Genomic DNA, 20,363 nt, shown 5'->3' with positions numbered 1-20,363 from the left:
CAATGATTGGGGGTACGATCATGAGCTGCATCATTCCAAATATCTATTCTCAGCCAACGGATACAAACCTATGGAATATTCTCTTAAGCAGCGGGATACCAAGGCATTATCAAAAAGGAGAATTTGTCTTCGAGAAGGATCAACCCAGCAACGGACTTATTTGCCTAAAGAAAGGCAAAGTTAAAGTCTCCAGCTTTTTCTCCGAGGGAAGTGAAAAAATCTTCGGCATCCTTGTCGCCCCCGCACTGTTCGGGGAAACAGAAACCCTGGACCAAGGCCCGCGCATGGTTTCCGCAACCGCTCTGACCCATGTTGAAATCGTTGCCATTTCCGGGAATAAGACGAAGGAGCTTATCTATACCTATCCGGACATTGCTTTATCGATTATTCAATCCATCGGAGTTAAATTAAGATGGACAACCTTGCAGGCTGAAGATTTATCCACGCAAAAAATCGAGTACCGGCTGGCAAGATTATTGCTGGATTTCAAACACTATGGTATCTTCACCAGTAAAAACAACGATAACTGCCTGATGATTACCCATGAAGAGCTGGCCCACTTTATTGGCACAGCTCGTTCCAAGGTAACGACTTATCTTAACGAATTTGCCCATAAAGGCCTTATCCGGCTTAGACGAGGAGAAATAAGAATTCTGGATACTGCAGGGCTCAACAAGTATAAATATACCCATAAGAGCCAGGCATAACCTAAAAGCTTAAAGAAAATATTCAGAAACGTCAAAAACAAAAAAGGATTTCGAAAAGAAACGGCGAAAACATTATATCAAATATTGTCGACAAGCGACTGTCGTACGTCGGTCCATCTATATGTCGGCACTGCAACCCGCTAGTTATAAATGGAGGGATACTCACATGCAAAAAACTATGTTTGATCCTGCGGAACAAAAGAAGATTGGGATGCTGACCCCATCTTCCAACACAGCCCTGGAGCCTATCTGCTCAAAAATGGTTTCCGGTTTGGAGAATCTTGTCACGATGCACTATTCACGTTTAGAGGTGACAAAGATTTCTTTGGAAAAAGACGCCTTATCTCAGTTTGATCTCGATCCTTTTCTGCGTGCCTCAGAATTTCTCGCTCATGCCGATGTGGACGCCATTGCCTGGAACGGAACCTCAGGTGGTTGGACGGGCTTCGATTTCGACAGGATGGTATGTGAGAAAATTACCGAAGCAACGGGGATCCCGGCAACCACCTCCATGCTGGCTATGCTGGAAGCCTTCGAGGAAAACAAGGTCAAGACTCTCCACATGGTTACACCCTATATCCCGGCCATCGATGAGCTCATCGCTAAACAGTTTGAGGAAAAATGCGGTTACCAAGTTATTAATTCCCGCGGCTTGAATCAAACCGTCAACCGTTCCTTCAGTTTAGTCACGCCGGAACAAATTGATGGAATGTGTAAAGAAGTCAGCGTTGATCCCGCTGATGGGATCAGCATCATTTGCACGAATTTAAGATCCACCTGGCAGATTGAACAACTGGAAAGAGATTATGGCATTACCGTCTACGATAGTACCGCAGTCACTATCTGGAAAACCTTAAAAATGGTCGGCGTCGATCCCGGTGTCGTTAAAGGCTGGGGTAGATTATTCACGGGGAAATAACCGGCTGTTCCAATGAAAAAGGCGAATTCTTCAGGAATTCGCCTTTTTCATGCACCTAGCGACGAACACCCTTGACTTAAGCTCATGGCTGGTCGCTACATATTGCCATACATGCTATTTATGGCGTGGCGCAAGACTCCAGCTCTCTGAGCTTACTTTACAAGTGTTCACTAATTTGCCGATTTCTGATATTTCAATTTCAACTTTATCATTAACATCCAGGGACGAACCATAGCCGCCAGGTGTACCTGTCAAAATAATATCTCCCGGCAGCAACGTTGTAATGTGAGAAATAAAGCTTACCAGGTACTCTATGCCGAAAATTAAATCGGCAGTAGTACCTTTTTGCTTCTCCTGACCGTTTACCGAAGAAGTAATCATTAAATTATCGGCATTAATTCCACTGACGATCCAGGGCCCCAAAGGGAGAAAGGTATCGAAGGACTTTGAGCGGGTCCATAGGATGTCGGCCTTCTGCAGATCCTTTGCCGTTACATCATTAGCGATTGTATACCCCCAGATATAGTCATGAGCCTCCTCTTCAGGCACCAGGTGCGCCCTTTTTCCTATGACAACGGCCAACTCCGCTTCAAAAGCCAACTCCTCCGCCATTGCCCATTTGATAATATCATCTCCAGGATTTGCAACGCTTGTCGATGGCTTGATAAATAAAAGAGGTTCCTTAGGCCATTGTGCCCCTGGTTCGAGGACTGTGTCTTTATAATTAAGCCCAACACAGACTGCTTTCGTAGGGTGGCAAGGGGCCAATAGCTTAAGGGCGGAAAGCTCATGCTCTATTCCGGATTCTTTAAAATCAGCAGGCTCCTCACCGCTCAGCTCCGCAACTCTATCTCCTTTGACTAATCCAAAGCAAATCTTATTACCATTATTAAAACGAACGTACCGTTCCATCGGATACCCCCTGCACGCGGAAGAGGAGTGTGGACAAGGGCTGCCCTGAACACCACCTATTCCAGTCAATTTTACGACTTGTTTTGCATCGAACAGTTTACCCCAGCACTTAGCGCTTCGGGCCAGTTCCCATGATCTCGGCTTTTTTCATATCGCTGCCGGCCCACTAGCCTATACGGTGCTTCCCCAGACACGGCAAAGGATTCCAGCAAAAGTATGCCAGAATCCTTTACTGACATCAGCGTGTGCGATCCAATAGTGCGGCCAGAGCTGCCGGCAATCCCTTATTGGGTTTCAGGGGAGGTCGAGCGAAGCTTCCTTGCATTGCACAGCCGGGATTCAGCGCAATCAGCGATTCGCAATGACGCACTGCGCTGGACACTCCGTCCACTACCGGCACCGGCAACTGACCTTCAAGGCTGCGGGCAAGACCTGCCAGAGGCGCTCCCGCCAGTATGATCACGTCAGCACCATCTTTCTCAACCGCCTCCATCGCCAGCTCTTTTAAGCGTTTGGCATGATCTTCCTGTACCGTGCCGATACTACGCAATGTATCATTCAAAGACCGTATACTGGCAAGACGAGTAGTCAGGTGACTTCGTTCCACAGTTTCCAGATACCATGCCTTAATCCGCGAAGAAATAGCAATGATGGAAAAGCGCTGACCTAAAAGGCAGGCCGATGCCAAAGCCGCTTCCGTCATCCCCACCACGGGAACGTTGAGCATTTCTTTAATGCCCAAGAGTCCGGGATCGCCAAAGGCATCAATAATTACCCCATCATATTCCCCCTGGCGTTCAGCTGCAACGCAGGCCGCAGCATACCCACCGATAAGAGCCTCCATACGAGTTTCAATATACTCTACGCCAAAAGGTGCTGTTGCGAACAGCAATTCAGTTCCCGGAGAAGCTACACGCCTTGACTCCTGGGCTATAAGATTGGTAACGATTTCAGAAATATTAGGATTTATAACCAAAATCCGCATTATCTTTCACTCTCCTTTCTTCTTCAAGACATACCACCTTGGTCCGCCATGGACTCCACTCAAACAACACCGATTTTCTTTTCATAGTTGATGAGCGCACCGGCGACAGCAAGGAGGACACCTGCCGCAACGAAGATCAGCAGACCGGCATGGAATGATCCTGTAAATTTGACAATTAAACCGATGTAAATCGGAGTGATAACCCCGGCAATATTACCGGCAAAGTTCATGCATCCACCGAGTACACCGACATGGTGGCGTTGGGCGATGGCAGCCGGAACACTCCAGAAGATACCTGCCCAGCGCAAAAAGAACAATGCGGTGGATAACAAAGCAATCGCCATCGTCAGGGAACTGGCCCTTGTGAGCAGGAAGATGGAAGCTGAAGTTGCCAGACCGGCTATGCCGATGCAAGTTTTCATAACCGTGTTATATTTACCGCCGACTTGACGCCATTTGTCAACGAGTTGCCCGCCAACAAGCTCGCCCACAAAGCCGCAGCCAAAAATCAGCAGTGTCGAGAAACCGATAGCCTTAATATCAATGCCCTGAGTCTGAGCGAGGAAACTTGGTCCCCAGGTTAACAGGCCATAGAATACGGTGTTGAAGGAGAACCAGCCTAAGCACATTCCCCAGAAACTTTTGTTGGACAGGTATGTGGATGTTTTAAGCTCTGTCTTGGTTTCTTTCTGAGCTTCTTCCTGCTCCTGAGCCAGATGAGTTTGGATATATTCACGCTCAGCCTGATTAACTCCCTTGTGAGTGGCTGGATTTCCTTTAAGGATATAATAGCAGATAACCCCGAGAATAATAGTCATCAGACCGGCGCCGATGAGGGCTCCGCGCCAGCCGCCAAACCAAGCCATAAAGGCAATAATAATCGGTCCGCCGACAGCTGTACCCAATGGAGCACCACTATCGATGATGGTCGCGCCTCTGGCTCTTTCTTTGCTTGGCAGCCAAATACCTTGCAATTTTGCTCCGGCAGGCATGATTGGAGCTTCCGTAACTCCGAGGAGAACCCGGAAGAACATCAGCGAGCCGGCGCTGTTTACAAAACCGGTCAAGGTTTGGGCAATTCCCCAGCCCACCGCCGAGCCAAGGACCACCTTTGAGGGGTTAACCCTATCAAGAAGGAAGCCGGAAGGAATTTGCATTAGGGCATAACCCCAGAAGAAGGAACTGAGAATAACTCCGACAATTGCGGGATCCAAGTTTAAGTCCTTTTGAATCGCAGGCATAGCAATAGATAAAACCGCACGGTCAACATAATTAATTGTGACAAGTACTAACATAGCAATGAAAACGTACCAACGCACATTTGTCCGCTTAACGTTACCCACTAGAGTGTTTTGGGGTTCATGATCTTGCTTTGATGCATTCGACATGTTCCTAACCTCGCTTCTTTCCGTTTAATTTGCAGGGGGTTAATTGCTAGTGCTCTTTGGTTTCTAAAAAGCCTTTTGAATCAAGCTTGACCCAAGGATATGAGTATGTTCAGTTCTACTCCTTTCCTAATTCTGTATACGGTAGTTGATAGACTGTCGACAGTATATATTCTTGGTCCTTGCTAATAATCCTTCATCTATTTTAGCAAATTCAGAAAAAATATTTCATTGACACTATTTGGATTAATCCATTCATTCTGAGCGCAGGGGATTAATGTTTAAAACCGAGTGAAGCTGCTGCTTCCTCGGTTTTAAGCTGAGCCAATAGGGAATTTTACACTTTGCTGTTCTGGCTTCGTAAGGTTTGACGAGCTATAAATTTCCCATCTCCTGGCTTGCCAACGTATTTTCCTTCCTCGACAATCACTTCTCCCCGCAGCAGAACCTTAGCGACCCGGCCTTTCATCCTTAATCCTTCATATGGAGTATAGTCAGAAGCCTGCTGCTGCTCCTCTGAAGCGGTTATGATCGTACCATTTTTAATAAGAGTTTTCATTCCTAACCCCCCCATTTTTTACTTTGAAATTCCTGGCAGCTACTTTAGGGAGAATCCATTTTATTTCTTTAATACTTTTTCATAAGCCAAGCTATAGAACTCAAAATCGTTCATAATATGAATTCTCAGCAATCTCTCCGCTTCGTCCCCATTTCTTTGGGTGAGGGCTTCTAACACCCCTTCATGCTCATCCAGGTAACCCTCTTCTCTCTGGTAACATTCAAACTCTGTTTTCCGCGAAAGAATAATGAGTGAGCGAATTTTTTCAATGATTCCAATCAGGCGGCTGTTGCCGCTGCTCTGAATAATAATATCGTGGAATTGGGTGTTTGACTCGACCACTTTCTCGTAGGCCTTTTGATTATGATAGACCCGAGCTTGTATCACAAGGTTGCGCAGGGCAGCCAAATCTTCATTGGTCAGCTTATCTGCGGAGATTTTCGCAGCGAACGGCTCTAAGGCCATCCTGCATTGATAGATTTCTTCCATATCCGAAAACTCCATCGGGTTAACAATCAGTCCAGTTGACGTTACCACAACCAATTCATCCTGCTCGAGCATGCGCAAAGCCTCTCGCACAGGGCTGCGGCTAACCCCCAACTCCTGAGAAATCTTATTCTCATAAAGTCTTTCGCCACGGCTGATCTCACCATTCAATATTTTGCCTTTAAGAATCTCATATATTTGAAGATGAAATGGCAGGCTTTTAGTTATTGCACTCATAATATCCCCCTCAAGTTCTATGTCGACAGTCTTCTGAATAAGTATATTCGTTATTATTTCCCTAATTCCTGCCTATTCATCCCCTTTTTGTTATGCAAAAATCCCTCTAAACGCAGATAAGACCAGCTTATCTACGTTTTAGAGGGATTTGCAACTAAACTCAAAATCAACGAATAGTTGGATCTTCCATGATTCCTACAAACAACGGGCTATTTGTCTGCCAATCGATGATGGCATAGACAAAAGGCCGATCAAATACGACTTGGGTAAGATCGATGGGCATACTGGTCGTGTTGACCTCCACTCCTGTTACTGCAGCGGCTTCTGTTCCCTTTTCATCCACTTTAATATAGGTTTTATGCTTTACTCCCCCGATAAAAAGGTCCTTGTTATGGGCCTTATTCATTAATGAGAAATCAGCACGGAAAGGATCAAAAGCTACGTCCATTCCCAAGGCATTGAGTTCATCCCGCAGTTCGTTTTCATAGCTGCTGGCAAATTTGGGCAGAGAAAGATCAACGTTCTTGATCTTTTTCGTGCTGATTAATTTCAGCATATCCGCCGCAGTGGTCGTGTTGATAAAATCCCGGGGAGATTTCCCTTCTTCAGGCAAGATCCCTACGAAAGCAAAGCGCTCATCGGCGTAAGGGAGAATGACCCCCGTAGCCCCTTGATTTTGAATATAATCCATATTTCCGCTTCGTCTCATAAATGGAGTTTCTACACCGCCCGCCGGAGCGGCGAAGGTTCCTGTATAGGTACTTCCCGCCTTAAACGGCTCCTGCCAATCCCCTTTAAAGTAGATGGCATTGATAAGATACATCATTAAATCATCATCCATCGTCTCGATGATCTTATCGATGGTTCCCTCTGTTTTCTCTTCCACCCATTGATTGATGATCTTAGGGGCCGAGGGATCGGCAAAATCAAGACTTCTTATGCCTGCTTGATAATAATCCCCATTGGTCTGCAGAAAAGCCGGATCGGCCTCAAAACCATTGCGAATCCAGATCGAATTAGCAATACGCACATCAGTCTTATTTTTCTTATCCATCAAGGAATTGCTCCATGCGGACAAACCTGCATTAAGATCCTCCAGCTTTATGTTTTGGGCAGACAGAGCTTTGAGCATGGCTTCTCTGGTCTCTCCGTCGGCACCATTTAAAGCCATCCCTAAGGCCAGATAGACAGAGGGTGCTGAGATCATGACATTCCCCTTATCGGCACCGCTTTCCTTAAACAAATTCCAAGTAAAATCCAGCAGCGCTTGATTTAACTCTCCATCCATTTCCTGGGGAAGCTGGACAGGATTTTTATTAATCCCCTTCATCAAATCCCCGACAGCCACATTGGAGTTTCCTGAACAGCCGGTCAGAGTCATTCCCAGCAGCACCGCCACTAAGGCCCAAGTTACCATTAATCGATATTTTTTCTTCATAGCCTTCCCTCCTATCAAAGATTAAGACGTTTATCCAAGCTAAAAGCTGACACGAAAAAATTAATCTCCGAAAACTATAAGCCCATGGTGTGCCGCGCCTTCCAATAAATCACAAAAGCGATTCCAATAGGAAGCAATGCCCACAGATAAATGGCCTGATAGCCGACCAGTTCAGCGACAGCGCCCCAAAGCATAGCCCCCACGCCAATACCCAGGTCGAATCCCAAAAAGAAGGTAGCATTAGCCGCCCCTCGTCGCGAAGGAGGGACGTTGCGCACTGCCATGGCCTGCAAAGCGGGTTGAAGGGCACCAAAGCCTAAACCATAAATAAAACCGGCAACTACAAATCCTGCCAGGGTATGGGCAAAAAATAGCAGCAGCATCGCACCGGAAACGCCTATCATTCCAGGCAGAATGGCAAAGGAATACCCTTTTCGATCAGAAAGCTTACCAAACACAGGCCGGGATATCATCAGTGCAATAGCGTATACTGTAAAAAACAACCCGATGTTTTCAACTTGACGCTGGGCTGCATAAAGAGCAATAAACGAAACAACCCCTCCATAGGACATGGTAATAAAGGCTATCGTGACTCCCGGCCGCAGAGCTGTCTTTTCGAATATACTCTGTTTATTGGCAAGGTCAGGATTGGCCCTTCCCTCCGGTTCCTGGTACCGGATAAGTAAAGCAAACACCAAAGCAATCACCACTGAAGCAGTCGCAATGGTGAACACCGTATTATAGCCGTAACGGCTCGCCAGGCCCAGGCTAAGGGCCGGCCCCACTGCCATGGCCAGCGTACCTGTCAGGCCAAAGTAGCCCATCCCCTCGCCCATACGGGCTTTGGGTATAATATCTGTGGCGATAGTACTGCTGGCTGTACTGGAAGCACCCCAGCCAAAGCCGTGGATGAAGCGCAAAAGGAGTAAATTCTTAAGCCTTTTCCTCCATTCCACCACGTCCGAGCCTGCTTCTGAAAAGCAGCTCTCCTTACCCGATGCTCCCCATCTCATAGGGTTTAATCAGCCCATACAAGGTTTCAATGGTGGGCAGTTCCATATTCTTTCTGCCGGCCAGACGAATTGCGGCCCCCTGAAGGCTTTCCACTTCCAGAAGCAAGCCTTTGCGCATGTCTTGATGCATGGAGGATGTGGAGCCTTTCGCGTATTTCGGCAGCCCTTCCACATTTTGCTCCACAAAATCTTCACTTAAGGCAGCTCCGTAGGCATCGGCCAGGCTTTTCATCTCTTCCAGAGAACGGCGGTAGACTTTTACCGTAGCCTCATGAGCACAGATTTGATCCGTGGTCAGATCACCGGCGGAGGTAACCCCGGAGAATACGGTGATAAAGGCATACTTACTCCAGATTTCGTTTAAGATATTCTCCGTATATTTCACCTTGAAGTTGGCCTTCGCCATAGCTTGTTCCAGCCTCAGGCAAAACTCCTTGCCGGAGGGTTCCAATTCGCCAAAGATGATCTGGTGAACTTTGCTGGTATGATGAATGGTTCCTTCTGAGTCGAGAGTGGAGATGATTTTACAGACACCACCCAGAACATTCTCTTGGCCAAGCTCTTTTGCCAGTATTTCAAAATGCTCTACCCCATTGAGAAAAGGCAGTATTTTAGCACCCCGATTCACTAAGACCTTGAGCTGGGGAAGACTTGCCGCCAGTTGGTAGTTTTTCAATCCCAGCAGCACTAGGTCGCAGGCAGGAATATCTTCCGCATTAATGGCTATCTGAGGAGCCTCAAGGGTTAAATCCTCTACCACACTCTTGATCACCAGGCCCTTTTCCCTCAGCTGAGCCGCCCGTTTCTCACGGACCAAGAACGTGACATTAAGCCCGCTTGCCGCCAATCTTGCGCCAAAGTATCCTCCGGTAGCTCCCGCACCTACTATGGTTATGTTCATGGTCTCTAGTCCTTTCTTTTCACTATTTTGACAAATCAATTTCTCTATATTCTATTTTACTCAAATCTTCAGATATTGAAAGATTAACCTGCTCCTGTCCATAATAATGTCCTATTGAGGAAATAAAGGTATTTCAAATTGCTAAGCAGAATTTACTAGTTTAGTCGTAAAAAGCAAATACTCTTGCACTACTCTAAGGAGGTTTTTTCGTGAACAAAAAGAAAAGGTTGCTATGGGTTGCCCTGCTGTTCATCCTCTTGGCCTTTACCGGATGCATGGGCTCAGATGATCAATATGCCCCCGATAAAGCTGCCATAGAAACCTTAGTCAACGACTACTTTACAGCTGCTTTTAACATTGATTACACTACCTGGACCGGTGAGAACGAGCTCCCTTTTTTAACCCCTGACCAGGCCCAGATTATGCAAGGACGCTTTGCCGATTTTAAACAGTCCTTCGTCGATAATCGACTCACTCAAGAAGTGGATTCTGTGGAGATTATACGTGTGAATATTGAGACCGAAACCAGCGGCAATGTTTACTGTATCATTAAAGTATCCGGTCACGATAATGGCTCCGCTTATCGGGAAACCATCGAGTACTCCATACCGGTCAAAAAAATCGAAGGGCAATGGCTCATTGACGATTTTAAAATTCAATCCATTGAGTAATTCTTAAAACCCCCACCGGGGTTCCTTTTATTTTTCAGCTTGCTCCGGAGGATTGGGATGCTTGCAGGAACTGCAGTCTCCACTGCAGCCCCCGCAAGGGTTATCCTTGTTCCTCCAGATAGAACGTACAGCCATCAAAAAGCCCGCTATAATGAGCACCAGAAGCAAAACGCTCCACCCGTTCATTGCTCTACACCCACCCCATCATGATGCCAAGGAGATGGACGCAAAGGGCCACCACCCAGGCGATAACACATTGCATAACCGCTACACCCACAGCCCATTTTCCGCCAAGCTCACGCCTTACGGAGGCAATGGCTGCCACACAGGGAGTATATAACAAGGTAAATACCAGAAACACGATGGCCGAAAAGGGAGTGAACATGCTGCCCAGGGAAGCAGTGGAACCACCCAATAGCACGGTCAACGTGGAAACCACGCTTTCCTTGGCCATAAATCCCGTGATCAGGGCCGTCGAAATCCGCCAATCTCCAAAACCAAGAGGTACGAAAATCGGAGCGATAATACCCGAAACCAAAGCCAAGAGGCTGTCTTGAGAATCGGAGACCACATTTAAGCGAGGGTCAAAATACTGCAGGAACCAAATAATGATCGTTGCTACAAAGATCACAGTAAATGCTCTGGTAATAAAGTCCTTGGCTTTATCCCACAGAAGCTGCCAGACATTCTTGAAACCGGGCATGCGATAATTGGGCAATTCCATCACAAAAGGGACCGGTTCTCCTTTGAACATAGTTCCCTTTAAAAGCAAAGCAAATACTATCCCCGTCACAATTCCGGCAAAGTACAGCCCGATCATCACCAAAGCTCCGTATCTGGGGAAGAATGCCGCCGTAAAGAGAGCGTAAATCGGCAGTTTGGCGGAACAGCTCATAAACGGGGTCAACAAAATAGTCATCTTCCGGTCCCGTTCGGAAGGAAGGGTCCTGCTGGCCATAACCCCCGGAACAGAACAGCCAAAGCCGATCAGCATCGGCACAATGCTGCGGCCGGAAAGGCCGATTTTTCTTAAAAGCTTGTCCATGACAAAAGCCACTCTGGCCATATAACCGCTATCTTCAAGGATGGATAAGAAAAAGAATAAAGTCACGATAATCGGCAAAAAACTCAGCACACTGCCCACACCGGCAAAGATACCGTCGATAATCAAAGAGTGGACAACCGGGTTAATCCCGTAGGCGGTCAGTCCCATATCCACCAACTCCGACAGCCAGGTGATTCCCAGGTCGAGGCCATCCGCCAACCAGGTGCCGATCACGCCGAAGGTCAGCCAGAAAACCAGGCTCATAATGCCCACAAAGGCTGGAATGGCTGTATATTTCCCCGTCAGGACATTATCAATGGCCACACTTCTGGCGTATTCCTTGCTCTCCTTAGGTTTAACCACCGTTGCGTCGCATACTTCTTTAATAAATTTGAACCGCATATCGGCAATGGCTGCCCCATGATCCAAGCCTCTTTCATCTTCCATCTGCTGAATAATATGATCGAGGAGCTCCAGCTCGTTTTGATTCAGATTCAGCGCTTTGAGAATTTCCTCATCCCCTTCGGCAACCTTGCTGGCGGCGAAGCGCAGAGGAATCTGAGCCCGTTTGGCATGATCCTCAATCAGATGGATGATGGCATGAAGACAGCGGTGAACAGCGCCGTTATCATGGTCCGGATCGCAAAAATCCATTCTTCCGGGCCGTTCCTGATTTTTGGCCACATGAATAGCGTGATCCACCAGCTCCTGGATTCCTTCGTTTTTGGAAGCAGCGATGGGAACAACAGGTATTCCCAGCCTGTTCTCCATTTCGTTAATGTGAATAGAACCGCCGTTTTCCCGCACTTCATCCATCATGTTCAAAGCCAACACCATAGGAATATTCAATTCCATCAACTGTATGGTCAGATAGAGGTTTCTTTCGATGTTCGTAGCATCTACAATATTAATAATCCCCTTAGGCTTATCCTGAAGCAAAAACTGGCGGGTTACCAGCTCTTCATTGCTGTAAGGAGACATGGAGTAGATCCCCGGCAAATCGGTGACCAGAGTATTGGCATGTCCCTTGATGACGCCGTCTTTTCTATCCACCGTCACTCCCGGAAAGTTCCCCACCCGTTGATTGGAACCGGTCAGTTGGTTAAAGAGGGTTGTTTTACCGCAGTTCTGATTGCCTGCCAAGGCAAAGGTAAGGAGTTGGCTGTCCGGCAGCGGGTCTCCGTCCGCTTTCGTGTGAAATATCCCGGTCTCCCCAAGCCCCGGGTGCTTGACGAACTCCCTCTTCTTGGATTTCTCCGCTAATTGTTCCACATCATCAACAGGCAGGATTTCAATTTTTTCTGCATCGGCCAGGCGCAGTGTCAATTCATAGCCATGGATGCGCACTTCCATAGGGTCTCCTAAGGGTGCCAGCTTAACCATAGTTACGATGGCACCGGGAATGACGCCCATATCAAGAAAATGCTGACGCAGAGCGCCTTTTCCGCCTACGGAAATGATGGAGGCGCTCCGGCCTATTTCTAGTTCATTAAGCTTCATATAATTCTCCTTTAGTGCATGATGTGTTTAGCATAAGCGCCATTTGATAGGCCATTATTTTCTCCGCCCAAAAGTTAGTATAGTCCAACCTACACTATAATCAATAGGGATTTTAAAATTTTATCCGAAAATGTCTTATGCTTTTCCGGAGCTTATTAACTTTTTATCATAGATGCCTTTCTTTCATCTTTCGTCCTGATAGCTAAAAATCAAATCCCAAATTCAGGATTTGGTTCCCCATGCACAGATTGAACGTTTTGACCTTTCGCGTGGCATTGGTTTTAAGAACTAGAGGTGTTGATCAAAGATAAACATCAGTTAAGTCCCGGGAGCAATCCCAGGGCTTAACTTTCTCTTGCTCAGAAATTGAAACTACTACTCAATTGATCCTTGTATCAGCATTACTCGACTAAAGGACAAAGGGAACCAAGTCATATGATAATCTATCCTGGATGAATCCACAGGATGCGACAGAGAGAGGAATCATGAACAACGATACTGTTTATTAACAAAGTTATCCCCTTTATCCACAGGTTTGTGGATATTTCTGTGGATAAGTTCCGGATTGTATAAAGAAAATCACAGATTAATATTTCATTAATATTTTCGTAATATCTTGTTACAAGACATTAATAATTAACTGTTAGAGTATAGACGTTGGCTGGCGACGAAAGGAGGGAAAGACATGGGTGTACATGAAGGGCGCTTATATGTTTATCAACTACTCAAGCACTTATTTGAACAACCTTTAAACCGTGAAGGCCTAATAGAATTACAAGAGCAGCCTGGACTGAAGGAACTGGCTCAGATAAGTTCCGGAGCACAGAGCATTAACGATTTCTTAGTTACGAACAAAGACGAGTATCCTGAAACACTTTGCCAAGCGCTTCAAGCTGAGTATCAGAGGCTTTTTGTCGGCCCCGGACAGGTACTTGTACCCATCTGGGAGTCCGTCTATTTTGACCCGGAGCATTTGATGTTCGGGGAACGCACCTTGGCAGTGAGAGAATTCTACCGTAAGTATCATCTCGAGTCGATTCACAAGAACCGGCAACCCGAAGATCACCTGGCAGTGGAATTGGAGTTTATGACTTATCTGATTGGCCAATATCTGGCAAGTGAGGATGACGTCCAGCAAACAAAGCTGCTCAGGGATCAAAAAGAGTTTATTCAGAAACATCTTGCCACCTGGAAGGATGAGTTCCTCCAATTTCTGGAGAAGTCAACCGGCTGCCTGCTGTATCGAGGCGGCGGACAATTGCTAAAGGAATTTTTGGATATGGAATGTGAGACGTTTGAACATCTAGAGGAGGTAAGCTAGTGATGAACTTATCAAGAAGAAGTTTCTTAAAGTGGTCTGCCACCCTGGGGGCCATGGGAACAGGACTTATGTCATTAACCGCCTGTAGTCAGAACGCTTCCTTAACCGGCAGCGAAGCAGCTTCTGCAGGAGAACAAATCATCCCCACCGCCAGCACCCAGGACTGCGGGGGGCGTTGCCTGATCAAAGCTCATGTGAAAGACGGCGTAATCACGAGGATCAGTACCCGGGGCGCTTATGAAGAGGATGAACCCGGTGCGAATATGAAAGCCTGCCTGAGGGGACGGAGCTATCGCAAACATCTCTATCACCCTGATCGCTTGAAGTACCCCATGAAACGGGTGGGCAAACGGGGAGAAGGAAAATTCGAACAGATCTCCTGGGAAGAAGCCATTGATACCATTGCCAAAGAAACCCGGCGCATCTTTGATCAATATGGACCTGAATCAAGATACTGCAACGTAGGCACTGGGGATACCGGCGGCGTAATTTACCGTATGGGCCTTGGCGGCCGTTTCCTAAGCGCCACCGGCGGTCATCTCCCGTTGTACAATTCGGTTAGTATGGGGAATACGGGCACTGCTACTCCTTATGTCTATGGGGTCGCCGCTACCGCCAGCAGTCTGGACAGCTTAAAAGACACCAAGCTGGTTATTCTTTGGGGACACAATACCACCGAGACTATTTTCGGCGCCTCCAATTATTATTTCCGTCAAATGAAGAACCGCGGCTGTAAATTTATCTGCGTCGATCCCCGCAACTCCAATACGGCTGTGGCTTTTGCCGACGAATGGATTCCCTTGCTGCCTACCACGGATAATGCCCTGATGGATGCCATGGCTTATGTGATCGTCAGCGAGAATCTGCACGATCAAGCTTTTCTGGATCAATACGTCCAGGGCTTTGATGAGGAGCATATGCCCGAAGGAGTACCCGCCCATGAATCCTTAGTATCCTATCTCTTCGGTAAAAAGGATGGGGTGGAGAAAACCCCGGAATGGGCAGAGGCTATCTGCAAAGTTCCTGCCGAAACCATTCGCCGTATTGCCCGGGAATACGCCACCACGAAACCGGCGGCCCTTATCCAGGGCTGGGGCCCCCAACGGCATTCCTGCGGAGAGAGAACAGCCCTCGGCGCTACCATGCTGGCTTCCATTACCGGCAATGTAGGCGTTCTTGGGGGCTGGGCCGGCGGCTATATCGGTCTGAGCCGCAAAGGTTGCGTTGGACTTCCTGACGTACCGAATCCTTATCCCGGAGCTATTCCAACCTTATCCTGGGTCGATGCCATTGAATGCCCCGAAAAAGTCACCCCGGCAGAAGGATTGCTGGGTGTAGACAAACTGAACAGCCCGATCAAAATGCTCTTGAACTTGGCCGGAGATTTCATAGCCAATCAAAATCCTGATATCAACCGCACGATCAGAGTTTTAGAAGATGAGAGCCTCGTGGAATTCATCGTGGTCAGCGACCTGTTCATGACTCCCAGTGCCCGCTATGCGGACATTCTCCTGCCCGGCAACACCTTCTTTGAGCGTTATAATATCGGCGCAACCTGGAATAATGGGGATTACTTCATCCTCTCCCAAAAGATTGTGGATAATTATTATGAAAGCCGTTCCGAATATGATTGGTTGGCTGAAGTAGCGGATAAGCTGGGAGCAAAGGATGTCTTCACCGGCGGCAAGACTGAGGAAGAATGGGTGCGCTGGATTGTCGACGAGACCCGGGCCAAGTATCCGGAGACCCTTTCCTGGGAGGAGCTGGAGAAAGTAGGCATCAGCAAATTCCATTATGACGGTCCCCGGGTAGCTTTCCAGGATCAGATCGAAGATCCGGTCAACAATCCTTTCCCCACCCCATCCGGCAAAATAGAGCTCTTCTCCAAGACCCTTTACGATATGCATAACCCCGAAATTCCTGCTATACCTGTTTACGTACCGGCCTGGGAAGGACCGGAAGATGAGTTAACCGAAAAATATCCCCTGCAGCTGATTGGCTGGAAAACGAAAGCAAGAGACAACTCCACCTTCTATAATAATCCCTGGCTACAGCAAGCCATGGTCCAGGAAGTATGGATCAACCCCATGGATGCCAAACCCAGAAACATTGTTACCGGCGACCGGGTCAAAGTATTTAACGATCGTGGCACGACCATGCTCCAAGCCCGGGTTACATCAAGGGTTATTCCCGGAGTTATCGCCGCCCCCACAGGATCCTGGTTTACTCCCGATGGCAAAGGCGGTTGCACTAACGGCAACCTTAACGTCCTGACTACCTTAAGAAAAACTGCTCTTTCTCATGGCAATACTCAACATACCAGCCTGGTGGAAATAAGCAAATTATAAAGACCAAGAATTTAAGGAGGGATATTGATGAGTGTACAGTATGGTTTTTATATTAACCAAAGCAGATGCAGCGGCTGTCATGCCTGTCAGACCAGTTGCAATGATAAAAATGATCTGGAACCAGGCCGTCTTTTCCGGCGCATCAAGGAAACCGACGGCGGGGAATTTACCCCTTTTAATCAAGGATACGCTCACAATGCCTATGCTTTTTTTACATCCATCTCCTGCAATCATTGTGAGCATCCGAAATGCACGGAAGCTTGCCCCAGCGGTGCAATGCACAAGGATCCGGAAACCGGTATTGTCTCTGTGAATCAAAACCGCTGTATCGGCTGCCGCTATTGCACATGGGCTTGCCCCTATGGCGCACCCCAATACAACAAAGAAGCCGGCCGGATGTCCAAATGTGACTTCTGCGCAGATTTGCTCAGTCAAGGTGAGACTCCCGTATGTGTGGCCGCCTGTCCCTATGAAGCTCTTGATTACGGCCCCATTGAAGAATTGCGGGCGAAGTACGGCACACTGGCCGATTCTCCGGATTTACCCTCATCAGATGAGACCCACCCTAATATAGTCCTCAAACCTCATAAGAGATAATACATCGATCATAGGAGGGATTACTATGCATTCATGGCCTTTATATCTGTTCACCTTGGCTATTCAATCCGCTGTGGGCGGCTGCATCATGCTTATGCTTTATAATATCCTGCTTAAAAAAGTGCTCGCCAAAGATACCTTGCAAAAAGCCAACCTAAAAAGCTTAACTGCCTTGACTGTTCTTTCCGTTCTCGGCCTTGGTTTCTCATTTTTCGATATTGGCTATCCTCTCAATGCCGTCAACGCCATAACCAATCTTGGCGCTTCTTGGTTAAGCCGTGAAATCCTGTTTACCGTCTTGTTTATTGCCCTGGTCTCTGTCGCATTAGCAGCTAACTGGAAAACACAGCACCTTTCCCAAGCCCTGCTGGCCGCTGCCGGCATCGCCGGACTGGCTGTAATCTTTGCTATGGGCTCCCTCTATAGCCATACGATTTTTGAGCCCTGGAACAGCTTCAATACCCTAATCGGTTTCTATGGTTCCACCATCATCTTAGGGGCTGTGCTGATTAACCTCATCTTTTTCCCAGTATTTAAAAACACCCGCGGCTCCTTTGAGGCGATCAAGCTGCCCACCTTGCTGGCTGTTTTAGCCGCCTTCATTATTCAGTTCGCTTTCATAGCAGCTTTAGGGTCAAGCCTCGCCATTCTCAATCCCGCCATGTCCTTAGTCCGTTGGTTCTGTTCAGCCCTGGCAGCTCTCTTGCTGGTCTACTTATATTTTAAAGACCCTAAAAAATCCGAGCTGCTTTACATCTCTTTCGGGCTCCTGTTGGTTGGTGAACTGATCGGCAGATACTTATTCTATCTTCCCTTAAGCTAATCTCACCCTTTAGCTTGCGCTCATGGGCGGCGCACCAAAAGAAGGAACTGTCCGGCCTCTCAGCCAGGACAGTTCCTTTTGTTATCAACTATAGGCAATACCGGCTGGAATTAACCCAGCCTCACTTGGATTTGAATTTATACCCAACTCCCCATACAGTCAATATGTATTGGGGCTTTGCCGGATCAGCTTCGATCTTCTCGCGAATGCGGCGAATAAATACCGTAACCGTATTAGTATCTCCCTCAAAATCCAGACCCCAGATTCTATCCAGCAACTGCTCCCGGGTAAAGACCTGCCCCCGGTTTTTGGCCAAAAAAGCCAGGACCTCAAATTCCTTGGCGGTCAGCTCCACCTTTTCACCACCGGAGTAAACCTCATATTCATTTAAGCGCAGCTCTAGATCACCGATTTTTAAGACTTCATCACTGTTATTTGGTTCATCTTCCAGGCGATGGGGTCTGCGCAGCAAGGCCTTAATCCGAAAATCCAGTTCCATGGAACTGAAGGGCTTAACAAGATAGTCGTCTCCCCCCATTTTAAAGCCAATCCCTTTATCGACAATATCCCCTTTGGCCGATAGAAAAATAATGGGTACATCGCTGAAGGAACGGATTTTCTCACACACGGCAAACCCATCCAGTCCCGGCAGCATAACGTCCAGAATCAGCAGATCAGGGGCTTCTCCGGCAAAAACTTCAAGGGCCTCCAGGCCATTATCCACATAACAAAACTGATAGCCATTTTCCCGTACGATATATTCAACAGCCTTTTGAATGCTTCTCTCATCATCGACCAGCATGATCTTCATTCTGCATCTCCCCTTTGTGGTCTTTCAATGGGCAGCAGCACTATGAAAGTGCTGCCCTTATTCAAATCGCTTTCTACGGAAATAACCCCGCCATGGAGCTCGGTAAGTTCTTTAGCCAAGGCTAATCCCAATCCGCTGCCGTTATATTGCCTTGAGGAGGATGAATCCACCTGAATAAACTTTTCAAAGATATGAGCTTGATTTTCTTTGGAGATCCCTATCCCGTCATCCTGAACCGTGATCTTAACATAGTGCGGATCCTCTGCCAAAGAGGCCTGAATATTCACTTTGCCGCCCAAAGGCGTAAATTTAATGGCATTCCCCGCTAAATTCTCGATGATCCTGCGCACCTTCTCATAATCTCCTTGAATGAGGGGTACGCCCCGTTCGACTCTGGCTGTCAGGTGAATATCATTGCGCTGGGCTAAAGGCCGAATCACGCATTCCACATTATTAATGACATCCACTAAATCCACCGTCTCTATGGACAGAGAATTCCTGCCGGTTTCCAGGCGTGCCAGATCCAGGATGTTATTGATCATGTGGAGCAATACTTCGCTGTTCTCTTTGATTTCACAAAGGATTTGTTCTTCCGAGGAATCTTCAAACCGTTTCTTTTTCAGGAGGATCTCCGCAAAGATGATGATAGCCGTCAAGGGCGTTCTTAACTCATGGCTGACCATCGCCAAGAAATCGGCTTTATACTGACTGTCTTCTTTTAAGAGGGTGTTGACCTTTTCCAGCTGTATTTGCTTGATTTGCAGCTGTTCATTAGCTTTCCCCAGCTCAGAGGTCCGCAGCTCCACTTTATGTTCTAAATCAGAATACAGCTCTTTCAATTGTTTGGCCATGTTGTTAAAATGGTCTGCTAAGCCTTCGATTTCCTCCGCCGCCCTGAAGTTTTGCAGATCAACGTTCAAATCTCCTTCGCCAACCTGCTTTACCGCAGTTTCCAGATGCTCTATAGGCTTGGTTACCCGTTTGGTCACAAAATAGTAAATGGCTAAAACACAACCGATGATCAGTAAAGTAAAGGTCATGCATTGCCAAAACATGTTAAAAACAAGGGCCTGATCCTGAATGGTTGTGGGCATGGTAATGCTGATCGCACCGGCTAAGTCACCGATCTTCATGCCCTCTTTAGCATAACCGGAAATATCCATTTCTCCCGCCGGTTCACCATGGCATTCCAGACAGGTTTCATCAATGCGCATGGGGGTGACATAGCAGAAATAGCGCTGTCCCTCTTCCTTGACCAATTCCCAATAGGAATCTATTGCGGTATCATTCGCAAACTTTTCTAATACCCTTTTTTCAAAAGGATCAGGTTCATTCAAAGGATTACGGGGATTTGTATTCACATACCGGATCTTATAGCCGTTTTTTTCAGCAAAAATGACGCCGATACTCATTCCTGCCGTAGAGCAGTTGAGTCCTTTAAAATCAAAGTCGCCTTTGGCACTGGTATTGATCCTGTGTTGATTGATGGATAAAAATTCCCAAGTAGAATCCAATTGTTGGGTCAGGGCCAGACCCTTTTCCTTCAGTTCGTTAACCGCTTGCTTTTGTTGAATTTGAAATACCAGCACTATGTTGATGCTCATCAAAATAAACACAATGATCACCGTAGGAATAATGAGCTGATATTTTAGTTTTTTGACTTTCAATAAAACACCCCTGTCTATCTTAACATTAAAGCTTGCGC

Annotated in this window: 19 protein-coding genes; 7 read left to right on the top strand and 12 right to left on the bottom strand. The window is 47.1% G+C overall.

The features are described 5' to 3' along the window. The first annotated feature begins 20 nt into the window (after window positions 1–20). Together DHAF_RS01595 and DHAF_RS01590 are read left to right on the top strand one after the other, a co-directional pair. Window positions 21–707, top strand: coding sequence for a Crp/Fnr family transcriptional regulator (locus DHAF_RS01595; RefSeq protein ID WP_015942671.1), 687 nt, complete (start codon window positions 21–23; stop codon window positions 705–707). 166 nt (window positions 708–873) lie between these two features. Continuing rightward, a complete protein-coding gene (locus DHAF_RS01590) occupies window positions 874–1,626 on the top strand; it encodes a maleate cis-trans isomerase family protein (RefSeq protein ID WP_015942670.1) in 753 nt (250 codons plus the stop codon). A 114-nt stretch (window positions 1,627–1,740) separates the two neighbouring features. On the opposite strand, the gene DHAF_RS01585 is transcribed toward DHAF_RS01590, so the two are convergent. The 8 genes from DHAF_RS01585 to DHAF_RS01550 form a co-directional block, all read right to left on the bottom strand. Beyond that, a complete protein-coding gene (locus DHAF_RS01585; RefSeq protein WP_015942669.1) occupies window positions 1,741–2,538 on the bottom strand; it encodes a fumarylacetoacetate hydrolase family protein in 798 nt (265 codons plus the stop codon). Between the two features lie 238 nt (window positions 2,539–2,776). Next, on the bottom strand, window positions 2,777–3,523 hold the full coding sequence (locus tag DHAF_RS01580) for an aspartate/glutamate racemase family protein (protein WP_015942668.1): 747 nt from the start codon (window positions 3,521–3,523) through the stop codon (window positions 2,777–2,779). 59 nt (window positions 3,524–3,582) lie between these two features. Further along, window positions 3,583–4,911, bottom strand: coding sequence for an MFS transporter (locus DHAF_RS01575; RefSeq protein ID WP_015942667.1), 1,329 nt, complete (start codon window positions 4,909–4,911; stop codon window positions 3,583–3,585). Between the two features lie 334 nt (window positions 4,912–5,245). Beyond that, window positions 5,246–5,467, bottom strand: a complete 222-nt coding sequence (locus DHAF_RS01570; RefSeq protein WP_015942666.1) for a hypothetical protein — start codon at window positions 5,465–5,467, stop codon at window positions 5,246–5,248. A gap of 60 nt (window positions 5,468–5,527) precedes the next feature. Then, window positions 5,528–6,190 carry a GntR family transcriptional regulator gene (locus tag DHAF_RS01565; RefSeq protein WP_005810396.1) on the bottom strand — a complete coding sequence of 221 codons (663 nt, stop codon included), beginning with the start codon at window positions 6,188–6,190 and terminating at the stop codon, window positions 5,528–5,530. 166 nt (window positions 6,191–6,356) lie between these two features. Then, window positions 6,357–7,628 carry a serpin family protein gene (locus DHAF_RS01560; RefSeq protein ID WP_015942665.1) on the bottom strand — a complete coding sequence of 424 codons (1,272 nt, stop codon included), beginning with the start codon at window positions 7,626–7,628 and terminating at the stop codon, window positions 6,357–6,359. Window positions 7,629–7,702: 74 nt separating this feature from the next. Continuing rightward, entirely contained in the window at window positions 7,703–8,587 is an 885-nt protein-coding gene (locus tag DHAF_RS01555) for an MFS transporter (protein WP_242659921.1), read from the bottom strand. Between the two features lie 31 nt (window positions 8,588–8,618). Then, window positions 8,619–9,542 carry a ketopantoate reductase family protein gene (locus DHAF_RS01550; protein WP_015942664.1) on the bottom strand — a complete coding sequence of 308 codons (924 nt, stop codon included), beginning with the start codon at window positions 9,540–9,542 and terminating at the stop codon, window positions 8,619–8,621. 209 nt (window positions 9,543–9,751) lie between these two features. Between DHAF_RS01550 and DHAF_RS01545 the strand changes: the two genes are divergently transcribed. Further along, window positions 9,752–10,213: a hypothetical protein gene (locus DHAF_RS01545; protein WP_015942663.1), complete on the top strand. Its 462-nt coding sequence runs from the start codon at window positions 9,752–9,754 to the stop codon at window positions 10,211–10,213. Between the two features lie 27 nt (window positions 10,214–10,240). Here DHAF_RS01545 and DHAF_RS24860 read toward each other — a convergent pair whose 3' ends face one another. Both DHAF_RS24860 and feoB read right to left on the bottom strand, forming a co-directional pair. Continuing rightward, window positions 10,241–10,399: a FeoB-associated Cys-rich membrane protein gene (locus DHAF_RS24860; protein ID WP_080518253.1), complete on the bottom strand. Its 159-nt coding sequence runs from the start codon at window positions 10,397–10,399 to the stop codon at window positions 10,241–10,243. 4 nt (window positions 10,400–10,403) lie between these two features. Continuing rightward, window positions 10,404–12,758 carry a ferrous iron transport protein B gene (feoB, locus tag DHAF_RS01540; protein WP_015942662.1) on the bottom strand — a complete coding sequence of 785 codons (2,355 nt, stop codon included), beginning with the start codon at window positions 12,756–12,758 and terminating at the stop codon, window positions 10,404–10,406. Between the two features lie 685 nt (window positions 12,759–13,443). On the opposite strand from feoB, the gene DHAF_RS01535 reads away from it, so the two are divergent. The 4 genes from DHAF_RS01535 to DHAF_RS01520 are packed head-to-tail and all read left to right on the top strand — an operon-like array spanning window position 13,444 to window position 17,847. Next, window positions 13,444–14,079, top strand: a complete 636-nt coding sequence (locus DHAF_RS01535) for a TorD/DmsD family molecular chaperone (protein WP_011459038.1) — start codon at window positions 13,444–13,446, stop codon at window positions 14,077–14,079. Window positions 14,080–14,081: 2 nt separating this feature from the next. Continuing rightward, window positions 14,082–16,427: a dimethyl sulfoxide reductase subunit A gene (locus tag DHAF_RS01530; protein WP_005810415.1), complete on the top strand. Its 2,346-nt coding sequence runs from the start codon at window positions 14,082–14,084 to the stop codon at window positions 16,425–16,427. 27 nt (window positions 16,428–16,454) lie between these two features. Next, window positions 16,455–17,024, top strand: coding sequence for a DMSO/selenate family reductase complex B subunit (locus DHAF_RS01525; protein ID WP_005810417.1), 570 nt, complete (start codon window positions 16,455–16,457; stop codon window positions 17,022–17,024). A gap of 25 nt (window positions 17,025–17,049) precedes the next feature. Further along, entirely contained in the window at window positions 17,050–17,847 is a 798-nt protein-coding gene (locus tag DHAF_RS01520) for a dimethyl sulfoxide reductase anchor subunit family protein (RefSeq protein WP_011459035.1), read from the top strand. 121 nt (window positions 17,848–17,968) lie between these two features. Here the strand turns inward: DHAF_RS01520 and DHAF_RS01515 are convergent, their stop codons facing one another. Then, window positions 17,969–18,658, bottom strand: a complete 690-nt coding sequence (locus DHAF_RS01515) for a response regulator transcription factor (protein ID WP_005810422.1) — start codon at window positions 18,656–18,658, stop codon at window positions 17,969–17,971. Next, entirely contained in the window at window positions 18,655–20,325 is a 1,671-nt protein-coding gene (locus tag DHAF_RS01510; protein ID WP_026184226.1) for an ATP-binding protein, read from the bottom strand. Before DHAF_RS01510 ends, DHAF_RS01515 begins: the two co-directional genes overlap by 4 nt. Window positions 20,326–20,363: the final 38 nt, after the last annotated feature.

Source organism: Desulfitobacterium hafniense DCB-2 (genome assembly GCF_000021925.1).
Taxonomy (GTDB): domain Bacteria; phylum Bacillota; class Desulfitobacteriia; order Desulfitobacteriales; family Desulfitobacteriaceae; genus Desulfitobacterium; species Desulfitobacterium hafniense.
This window is presented reverse-complemented; position numbering and strand designations above follow the sequence as displayed.

Coding starts and splice junctions, on each gene's coding strand:
- DHAF_RS01585 (WP_015942669.1), bottom strand. CDS start 2,538: ATGGAACGGTACGTTCGTTTTAATAATGGTAATAAGATTTGCTTTGGA.
- DHAF_RS01525 (WP_005810417.1), top strand. CDS start 16,455: ATGAGTGTACAGTATGGTTTTTATATTAACCAAAGCAGATGCAGCGGC.
- DHAF_RS01520 (WP_011459035.1), top strand. CDS start 17,050: ATGCATTCATGGCCTTTATATCTGTTCACCTTGGCTATTCAATCCGCT.
- DHAF_RS24860 (WP_080518253.1), bottom strand. CDS start 10,399: ATGAACGGGTGGAGCGTTTTGCTTCTGGTGCTCATTATAGCGGGCTTT.
- DHAF_RS01530 (WP_005810415.1), top strand. CDS start 14,082: ATGAACTTATCAAGAAGAAGTTTCTTAAAGTGGTCTGCCACCCTGGGG.
- DHAF_RS01570 (WP_015942666.1), bottom strand. CDS start 5,467: ATGAAAACTCTTATTAAAAATGGTACGATCATAACCGCTTCAGAGGAG.
- DHAF_RS01580 (WP_015942668.1), bottom strand. CDS start 3,523: ATGCGGATTTTGGTTATAAATCCTAATATTTCTGAAATCGTTACCAAT.
- DHAF_RS01565 (WP_005810396.1), bottom strand. CDS start 6,190: ATGAGTGCAATAACTAAAAGCCTGCCATTTCATCTTCAAATATATGAG.
- DHAF_RS01515 (WP_005810422.1), bottom strand. CDS start 18,658: ATGAAGATCATGCTGGTCGATGATGAGAGAAGCATTCAAAAGGCTGTT.
- DHAF_RS01590 (WP_015942670.1), top strand. CDS start 874: ATGCAAAAAACTATGTTTGATCCTGCGGAACAAAAGAAGATTGGGATG.
- DHAF_RS01560 (WP_015942665.1), bottom strand. CDS start 7,628: ATGAAGAAAAAATATCGATTAATGGTAACTTGGGCCTTAGTGGCGGTG.
- DHAF_RS01535 (WP_011459038.1), top strand. CDS start 13,444: ATGGGTGTACATGAAGGGCGCTTATATGTTTATCAACTACTCAAGCAC.
- DHAF_RS01595 (WP_015942671.1), top strand. CDS start 21: ATGAGCTGCATCATTCCAAATATCTATTCTCAGCCAACGGATACAAAC.
- DHAF_RS01575 (WP_015942667.1), bottom strand. CDS start 4,911: ATGTCGAATGCATCAAAGCAAGATCATGAACCCCAAAACACTCTAGTG.
- DHAF_RS01550 (WP_015942664.1), bottom strand. CDS start 9,542: ATGAACATAACCATAGTAGGTGCGGGAGCTACCGGAGGATACTTTGGC.
- feoB (WP_015942662.1), bottom strand. CDS start 12,758: ATGAAGCTTAATGAACTAGAAATAGGCCGGAGCGCCTCCATCATTTCC.